This is a genomic window from Streptomyces murinus, from assembly GCF_002154555.1.
Lineage (GTDB): Bacteria > Actinomycetota > Actinomycetes > Streptomycetales > Streptomycetaceae > Streptomyces > Streptomyces murinus.
Window position 1 is genome coordinate 1 of sequence record NZ_MUNF01000768.1, and the last position, 297, is coordinate 297.

Sequence of the window (297 nt, forward strand, 5' to 3'; positions counted from 1 at the left end):
CGCCCACCCCGCCTACGTCATCTACACCTCCGGCTCCACCGGCACCCCCAAGGGCGTCGTAGCGTTCGGCGGCCGCGGCGGCGAAGGAGGCCAGGCCCCGGTGGGTGACGACGACGCCCTTGGGGGTGCCGGTGGAGCCGGAGGTGTAGATGACGTAGGCGGGGTGGGCGGGGGTCAGCGGGCGGGCGCGGTCGGTGTCCGTGGGTGCCGACTCCGGTCCTTGGGCCGCCCATATCTCGGCGGGGTCGTCGAGGACCAGGTGGGCGCCCGCGTCCCGGATCATGAACTCCCGTCGCC

Annotated in this window: 1 protein-coding gene; it reads right to left on the bottom strand. The window is 74.4% G+C overall.

Going from position 1 to position 297, the window contains the following annotated elements; all coding sequences use genetic code 11:
* A partial coding sequence (locus CCN72_RS41060) for an AMP-binding protein (protein WP_483027296.1) occupies nt 1–297 on the bottom strand: 297 nt, incomplete at both ends.